Origin of the sequence: Stenotrophomonas sp. PS02300 (assembly GCF_029959395.1) — a bacterium.
Lineage (GTDB): Bacteria > Pseudomonadota > Gammaproteobacteria > Xanthomonadales > Xanthomonadaceae > Stenotrophomonas > Stenotrophomonas maltophilia_AD.
The window spans coordinates 1-7,442 of the sequence record NZ_JASCOP010000158.1; the positions used below are offsets into that span (position 1 = coordinate 1).

Here is a 7,442-nt window from a genome sequence, read left to right on the forward strand (position 1 = left end):
GGGTTTGCGGGAGCGTAGAGCGCCATGGATGGCGCGAACGAGCCCCCATGGATGGGTTCACGGCGTCTCCCGCAAACCCACCGGCGCCAGCCAAGCCAGAAACCCTCGCAGGCGAAGGCTGTTGCTGTTGCTGTTACGCCTTCCGCGTGTAATCCACGAAATCGAACGCAAACGGATGCTTCGCATCTGCGGGATGGTGCTCGCGCGCAACTTCAACCCACAACTGCGGGTCGACCGGCGGGAAATGGGTGTCGGCCTGGACGTGGGTATCCACCCAGGTCAGGTGCAGGTCGGTGGCCTGCGCCATGGCGAGGCGGTAGATCTCGCCGCCGCCGATCACGCACAGTTCGTCCGCGCCGGCAGCCGCCGCGAACTGCAGTGCTTCGTCGACGGTGGCCACCGCCTGCATGCCGTCGAACGGCACCTGGCCCGAGCGGGTCAGGACCAGGTTCGGCCGGCCCGGCAACGCGCGGCCCAGCGACTGCGCGGTCTTGCGGCCCATCAGGATCGGCTTGCCGATCGTCAGTGCCTTGAAACGCTTGAGGTCGTCCGGCAGCTGCCAGGGCAGCTGGTTGGCATGCCCGATGCCATGGTCGTGGTCGAGCGCGACGATCAGCGAGAGTTTCATGATTCCTCTGCTTCCATGCGCACTGCGTCGCAGCGATCCTGCGCGGCGCGCACATCGACCAGGGCCTTCTGCAGGCGCGGGTCGGCTTCCATTGCCTGGTCGGCCTGCTCGGTGAGGCGGGCCAGATGCGCGTCCTGCGTGGCCTGCAGGCCCGGTGCGGACATCACCTCGGTGCTCAACGCGGTGAGGTCGCCCGCCGCGCTGCGGTCCAGGAACGCCTGCAGCTGATCGGGCGAATACGCCTGGGCCAGCTGCTGCTCGAACGTGCGCTGGTAGGCCGGATCATTGAAGGTGCCCTGCATGAAGCGCACGAGCTCGTTGGACATGCCCGCCACGGCGCTGCGCATGCCCGGCTCACAGGCGGCCGGAAGGTCGCCCGGCATCAGGCCCGCGCCGGAGGCACCGGCCATCGCGGCGACGCCTTCGTTGACCTGGCGCTGCACGATCTGCGCATTGACCTGCGCGGCCAACGGTAGCGATGGCGCGGCGGCCTGTGCCGCGGCCGGCAACAACATCAGCAACGCGACTCGAAGCGCCCGCCTCATACCGCCACCGGCGCCTTGATCGCCGGGTGCGGGTGGTAGCCGTCGATGCGGATGTCGTCGAACTGGAAGCCGAACAGATCGGTCACGTCCGGATTCAGCCACAGCGTGGGCAGTGCGCGCGGCTCGCGCGCCAGCTGCTCGCGGGCCTGTTCGTAGTGGTTGGAGTACAGGTGTGCATCGCCCAGCGTGTGCACGAAATCGCCCACGCCCAGCCCGGTCGCCTGCGCCACCATGTGGGTCAACAGCGCGTAGCTGGCGATGTTGAACGGCACGCCCAGGAAGATGTCGCCGCTGCGCTGGTACAGCTGGCAGCTCAGCTTGCCGTCCACCACGTAGAACTGGAACAGGTTGTGGCACGGCATCAGCGCCATCTGCGAGAGCTCGCCCACGTTCCAGGCGCTCACCACCAGCCGGCGCGAATCGGGGTTGCGCTTGATCTCGTCCACCAGCCACTGCATCTGGTCGATGCTGCCGCCGTCGGCGGTGGCCCAGCTGCGCCACTGCTTGCCGTAGACCGGGCCAAGGTCGCCATTCTCGTCGGCCCACTCGTCCCAGATCCGCACCTGGTTGTCCTGCAGGTAGCCGATGTTGGTGTCGCCCTTCAAGAACCACAGCAGCTCGTGGATGATCGAGCGCAGGTGCAGTTTCTTGGTGGTGACCAGCGGGAAACCGTCGTTGAGGTTGAAGCGCATCTGCCAGCCGAACACGCTGCGCGTGCCGGTGCCGGTGCGGTCGGATTTTTCCGTGCCGTGTTCGAGCACATGCTCAAGCAGGTCCAAGTAGGCTTTCATGCCTTGCTCCCAGCCGTGGCGGGGGTGACCGGCAGCACCGGCTGCAGCACCGGCGCGCGGCGCGACAACGCCAGCAGCACCAGGCCCAGCGCCACCAGCGGCAGGCTCAGCAGCTGGCCGCGGGTGAACCAGTCAAAGGCCAGGTACACGCCGTTGTCGGGCATGCGCACGAATTCCACCGCGAAGCGGAACACGCCGTACATCAGCGCGAACAGGCCCGACACCAGGTAACGGTGGCGCGGCGTGGCCGACACCGCCCACAGCACCACGAACATCACCAGCCCTTCCAGCAGCGCTTCGTACAGCTGCGAGGGGTGGCGGGCGAACTGGTTGAGCGCGCCGGTGGCGAACTGCTCGCGCAGCGCCGGCATGTCCAGCTGGTTCAGCGGGGACGGCAGGCCCGTGGGAAACACCACGCCCCAGGTGCCGTCGGTGTACTTGCCCCACAGCTCGGCGCCGATGAAGTTGCCGATCCGGCCGAAGCCCAGGCCCAGCGGTACCAGCGGCGCCATGAAGTCGATGGTGTCGCCCAGGTGCAGGCGGTGCTTGCGCGACCAGTACCACGAGGCGAACAACACGCCCAGCAGGCCGCCGTGGAAGCTCATGCCGCCATCCCACACCTTGAACAGCAGCAGCGGGTTGTGCAGGAAATCGCCCAGCGCGTAGAACAGCATGTACCCCACGCGGCCGCCCACCACCACGCCGAGCATGGCGTAGAACAGCAGGTCGGAGAAGCCGTTGGCATCCACGCCCGGCAGGCGCCCCGCCGCGATGCGCCGCCGCCCCAGCCACCAGGCCGCGGTGAAGCCGAGCAGGTACATGATGCCGTACCAGTGCACCTTGACCGGCCCAAGCGAGATGGCGATGGGGTCGATGTCGTGGAGATAGATCATGGGCGATGCCTTGCAGGTAAGCGGCTATTCTCGGGCCAGCGCCGCCGTACCTCAACCAAGGAACTGCGGGGTATTGGGCAGGGCGTCATCCTTGGACCCGCTGCCGGGCGGATAGTGCCCCGCCAGTATGTCCGATACCTCGGCAATGGCCAGCAGCACCGCGTCCTGCAGGGCGCCCCCGCGCAGCTGCTGCTGCATGTGCGCGCACACCGCCTGCCACTGCGCCTCGCCCACCCTGCCGCGCAGGCCGCGGTCAGCGACCAGCTCGATGGCATGGTCGGCCAGCAGCAGGTAGACCAGCACGCCGTTGTTGTTCTCGGTATCCCAGGTGCGCAGCTGGGCGAAGGCATGCTCGGCCCGCTGCCGGGGCGTGATGCCCTGCCACAGCGCGGTCAGGGGCAGGTCCGCTTCCACCGCGAACATGACCTGGCCGCCGTGGCGTTGCTCACCTTGCGCGATGGCATCGGTGATGGCCTGCAGCGCGTCCGGCGGAAAGGTCCGCTGCAGCGAAGGTGCGAACAGATGGCGCCAGATGCGCATCACCAGCCTCCCGAGGCGCCACCGCCTCCGGATCGCCCACCACCACCGCCCCAGCCACCTCCGCCGCCGAAGCCACCGCCGCCGCCACCCCAGCCACCCCCGCCGCCGAAGCCACCGCCGCCCCAGCCGCTGTTGCGGGCGAAGCGGCCGACCCGGCCGGAGGAGAAGCCCACGAACAGGCCGATCAGCCCGGCCAGGCCACTGGCCAGCCACAGCGAAGTGAACAGGAACGCGGCCACCGCCGCGCCGCCACCGCCCAGCAGCGCGCGCACCGGGCGCGGCAGCCAGCCCAGCAGCGCACGGGCGAAGGTACCCACGAAGAAGCCGATCACCAGCGCCATCGTGAAGCCATCGCCGCCGCTGCCACGGGGTTCGCGGTGGGCACTGACCGGCGCCGGCAGTTCCTCGCCGTCGATCAGCTTGACCAGGGCGGCGCTGCCGTCGACCAGCCCGCCGGCGTAATCGCCACTGCGGAAGTGCGGGGCCAGGTATTCCTGGATCACGCGGTTGGCGATGGCATCGGGAATGGCGCCCTCCAGCCCGTAGCCGGGCTCGATCCGCACCCGGCGATCATCCTTGGCCACCACCAGCAGCACGCCATCGTCCACGCCGGTGCGGCCGATCTTCCATTGCTCGAACACCCGCTGGGTGTACTGCTCGATGGTTTCCGGCTGGGTGCTGGGCACCATCAGGATCTGCAGCTGGCTGCCCTTGCGCTGCTGCAGTGCCAGCGCCTGGGCTTCCAGTGCCTGCTTCTGCGCGGCATCCAGGGTGCCGGTGGTGTCCACCACCGGCGAGGTCATCGGCGGGATCGCCGCGTCGGCCTGCGCCCAGGCGGGCACGGCCAGGCACAGGCACAGCAGCAACAGCGCGCGCAGCAGCAGGCGGGTGTCCACCGGCTTACTGGGCCGGGGCCGGGGCCTGCTGCGGCTGGGGCGCGGGCGCCGGGGCCGCTGGCTGCGCGCCGAACTTCACCGCCGGCGGCTGCGAGATCTGCGCTTCGTTTTCCACCGTGAAGTTCGGCTTTTCCTTGTAGCCGAAGATCTTGGCGGTGATCAGCTGCGGGAACGAGCGGACGTAGGTGTTGTAGTCCTGCACCTGCTGGATGTAGCGGCCGCGCGCCACCGTGATGCGGTTCTCGGTGCCTTCCAGCTGCGCCTGCAGGTCGCGGAAGCCCTGGTCGGACTTCAGGTTCGGGTAGTTCTCGGTCACCACCAGCAGCCGCGACAGCGCACCGCTCAGCTCGCCCTGGGCCTGCTGGAACTGCTTGAGCGACTCGGCGTCGTCGGCATTCACGTTGACCTGGCCCACCCGCGCGCGCGCGTTGGTCACGTCGGTGAGCACCTGGCGCTCCTGGTTGGCATAGCCTTCCACGGTCTGCACCAGGTTGGGAATCAGGTCGGCGCGGCGCTTGTACTGGTTGAGCACCTCGGCCCAGCCGGCCTTGACCTGCTCATCCTTCTGCTGGATCGCGTTGTAGCCGCAACCGGACAACAGGCTGGCCAGCAGGGCCAGCAGGATCAATCGGGACATACGCATGGCCGGCTCCGGGATCGGGGTGGTCGGGAGCCGGAGGATGCCATGAATAGGGGTTAATACCCCGTAACGGCGCAGGGCCGACCCAACGGCCGGCCCTGCGTCATACCGGGGCGACCATCCGCCCGGTAGGTACCGACCGTTGGTCGGTACGGCGCTTACCAGTTGCCCGCGCCCGGCACGTGGTGCGCCAGCGCGCGGCGGCGCATCAGCAGGTTCAGCCACTCCACCAGCACCGAGAAGCCCATGGCGGCGTAGATGTAGGGCTTGGGCACGTGCACGTCCAGGCCGTCCAGGATCAGCACCGCACCGATCAGCAGGATGAAGGCCAGGGCCAGCATCTTCACGGTCGGGTTGGCGTCGATGAAGCGGCCCAGCGGGTTGGCGGCCAGCAGCATGACCGCCACCGACAGCAGGATCGCCGCGACCATCACCGGCACGTGGTCGGCGATGCCGACCGCGGTGATCACCGAGTCCAGCGAGAACACGATGTCGATGATGGCGATCTGCGCGATCACCATGCCGAACACGGCCGAGGCCTTGGTGGTGGTGGGATCTTCGTCTTCGCCGCCGGTGATCAGCTCGCGGATTTCCATGCCGCCCTTGATGATCAGGAACAGGCCGCCCAGGATCAGCACCAGGTCGCGGATGGAGATGCCCATGCCGGCCACGGTGAACAGGTTGGCCTGCATGTGCGCCAGGTAGGCCAGCGACACCAGCAGCAGGATGCGGGTGATGCACGCCACCGCGATGCCGAGCTTGCGCGCGAACGGACGGCGCGCTTCGGGCAGCTTGCTCACGGCGATGGAGATGAACACCAGGTTGTCGATGCCGAGCACGATTTCCAGTGCGCTCAGGGTCAGCAGGGTCAACCAGACGTTCGGGTCGGACAGCAGTTCAAGAAACATGGACCTGGATCCTTACAAAGGGGGAAAACGGACGTGGGGCGCGTCAGAACACGCGCGGCGCCAGGACCAGGCCCCAGCACAACAGAACATTCATCATCAGCACGAACACCGCCGCCGAGCCCATGTCCTTGGCGCGGCCGGCCAGCTCATGGAATTCGGCGCCGTAGCGCTCGATCACCGCTTCAATCGCCGAATTGGCCAGCTCCATCGCCAGCACCAGCAGCATCGAGCCGATCATCAGCGCGCGCTCGACCGGGGTCTGGCCCAGCCACAGCGCCAGCGGTGCCATCACCACCAGCAGGTAGACCTCCAGCCGGAACGAAGACTCGTGCAGCCAAGCGGCCCGAAGGCCCTGCCAGGACCACACCGCCGCCTTGAAGATGCGCTTGGGGCCGCGCGGCATGTGCCCGATTTCATCAGCCACGCAGGGACACCCCACGGCGGGAACGGAGGCAGGACAGCAGGTGCGGGGCACGACAAAGGGTCATGGGCAGCGCGGCAGGCATTGAAGAATCGGACATTTTGCCACAAGGGGGGCCCTGCCCGGCCAACCGCCGCCGCGCACCCGGCCTAGAATGAGCGGACGCACCAACGGAGTCGTTCATGTCCCAGCGTTTCGCCCGCCCCCTGCTGCTCGCCCTGGCCCTCACCGCCAGCCTGCCCGCCCTGGCCCTCAAGCCCGCCCCGGTGCCGGCCCCGCCGCAGGTCCCCGAACAGGTCTCCAACGTGGCCTGGGCCGGCGACATGGCCGCCTTCGCCAAGGCCGACGCCACCACCCCGCCCCCGCGCGACGGCATCGAATTCATCGGCAGCTCCTCGATCCGGATGTGGGACACCCTGGCGGCCGACTTCCCGGGCCAGAAGGTCTTCAACCGCGGCTTCGGCGGCTCCGAGGTACGCGACAGCACCTGGTACGCCGACCAGATCCTGATCCCGTACGCGCCGTGCAAGGTGTTCTTCTACGCCGGCGACAACGACCTCAACAGCGGCCGCAGCCCCACCCAGGTACGCGACGATGTAGTGGCGTTCGTGCAGCGCGTGCACCGCGACCTGCCCAAGACCACCGTCGAGGTCATCTCGATCAAGCCCAGCCCGTCGCGCGCGCAGTTGCTGCCGGCGGTGCAGGAAGCCAATGGATTGATCCAGCAGGCGTTGGCCAAGCTGCCCAACACCGGCTACACCGATATCTACACCCCGATGCTGGGTGAGGATGGGCAGCCGCGTGCGGCGTTGTTCCGCGAGGACATGCTGCATATGAAGCCGGAGGGGTATGCGATCTGGCAGAAGGCATTGGCAAGCAAGGTGCAGTGTGGTGCAGCGGTAAAGCGGTAACAGCGCACGTTGTTTGAGGTCATGCGTCAAAGGGCCGATCAGCACAGTCGGCAGTCGTTTGGGAACCGACCCTACCGCGCCCGCACACCATCGAGGGGAGTGGCGGGGGTGGGTTTGCGGGGGTGTGAGCCGCATGGATGCGGCGACCAAGCCCCCAAGGATGGGTTCACGGCGCCCCCCGCGGGCCCCCCCCCGCCGCTCACCTGCACGCAGGCAATGGAAACGCCGTTGCTCTGCGCTTTTGCGCGTCAGCGCTAGCTGATCGTTGC

Annotated in this window: 10 protein-coding genes; 1 reads left to right on the top strand and 9 read right to left on the bottom strand. The window is 68.0% G+C overall.

Annotation, left to right across the window (positions count from 1 at the left end):
• Nucleotides 1-133: 133 nt before the first annotated feature.
• From QMX79_RS18755 to QMX79_RS18795, 9 genes are all read right to left on the bottom strand, one after another.
• Nucleotides 134-628 (bottom strand): dihydrofolate reductase, encoded by a 495-nt coding sequence (locus tag QMX79_RS18755; RefSeq protein WP_282248120.1) that lies wholly within the window; start codon nucleotides 626-628, stop codon nucleotides 134-136.
• The gene (locus QMX79_RS18760; protein WP_282248121.1) at nucleotides 625-1,143 is read right to left on the bottom strand and encodes a hypothetical protein; all 519 of its coding nucleotides are present in this window, start codon (nucleotides 1,141-1,143) and stop codon (nucleotides 625-627) included. Before QMX79_RS18760 ends, QMX79_RS18755 begins: the two co-directional genes overlap by 4 nt.
• Nucleotides 1,144-1,169: 26 nt before the next feature.
• Nucleotides 1,170-1,964, bottom strand: a complete 795-nt coding sequence (locus QMX79_RS18765) for a thymidylate synthase (RefSeq protein WP_282248122.1) — start codon at nucleotides 1,962-1,964, stop codon at nucleotides 1,170-1,172.
• A complete protein-coding gene (lgt, locus tag QMX79_RS18770) occupies nucleotides 1,961-2,857 on the bottom strand; it encodes a prolipoprotein diacylglyceryl transferase (protein WP_282248123.1) in 897 nt (298 codons plus the stop codon). The genes QMX79_RS18765 and lgt overlap by 4 nt, the downstream gene beginning before the upstream one ends.
• A 51-nt stretch (nucleotides 2,858-2,908) precedes the next feature.
• Entirely contained in the window at nucleotides 2,909-3,397 is a 489-nt protein-coding gene (locus tag QMX79_RS18775) for a TPM domain-containing protein (protein ID WP_282248124.1), read from the bottom strand.
• The gene (locus QMX79_RS18780; protein WP_282248125.1) at nucleotides 3,397-4,293 is read right to left on the bottom strand and encodes a TPM domain-containing protein; all 897 of its coding nucleotides are present in this window, start codon (nucleotides 4,291-4,293) and stop codon (nucleotides 3,397-3,399) included. Before QMX79_RS18780 ends, QMX79_RS18775 begins: the two co-directional genes overlap by 1 nt.
• 4 nt (nucleotides 4,294-4,297) lie before the next feature.
• Nucleotides 4,298-4,936: a LemA family protein gene (locus QMX79_RS18785; RefSeq protein WP_282248126.1), complete on the bottom strand. Its 639-nt coding sequence runs from the start codon at nucleotides 4,934-4,936 to the stop codon at nucleotides 4,298-4,300.
• A 155-nt stretch (nucleotides 4,937-5,091) separates the two neighbouring features.
• Nucleotides 5,092-5,841: a TerC family protein gene (locus QMX79_RS18790; protein WP_282248127.1), complete on the bottom strand. Its 750-nt coding sequence runs from the start codon at nucleotides 5,839-5,841 to the stop codon at nucleotides 5,092-5,094.
• A 43-nt stretch (nucleotides 5,842-5,884) separates the two neighbouring features.
• Nucleotides 5,885-6,265: a diacylglycerol kinase gene (locus QMX79_RS18795; RefSeq protein WP_282248128.1), complete on the bottom strand. Its 381-nt coding sequence runs from the start codon at nucleotides 6,263-6,265 to the stop codon at nucleotides 5,885-5,887.
• A gap of 179 nt (nucleotides 6,266-6,444) precedes the next feature.
• Between QMX79_RS18795 and QMX79_RS18800 the strand changes: the two genes are divergently transcribed.
• Nucleotides 6,445-7,173, top strand: a complete 729-nt coding sequence (locus QMX79_RS18800; protein ID WP_282248129.1) for an SGNH/GDSL hydrolase family protein — start codon at nucleotides 6,445-6,447, stop codon at nucleotides 7,171-7,173.
• Nucleotides 7,174-7,442 lie beyond the last annotated feature (269 nt).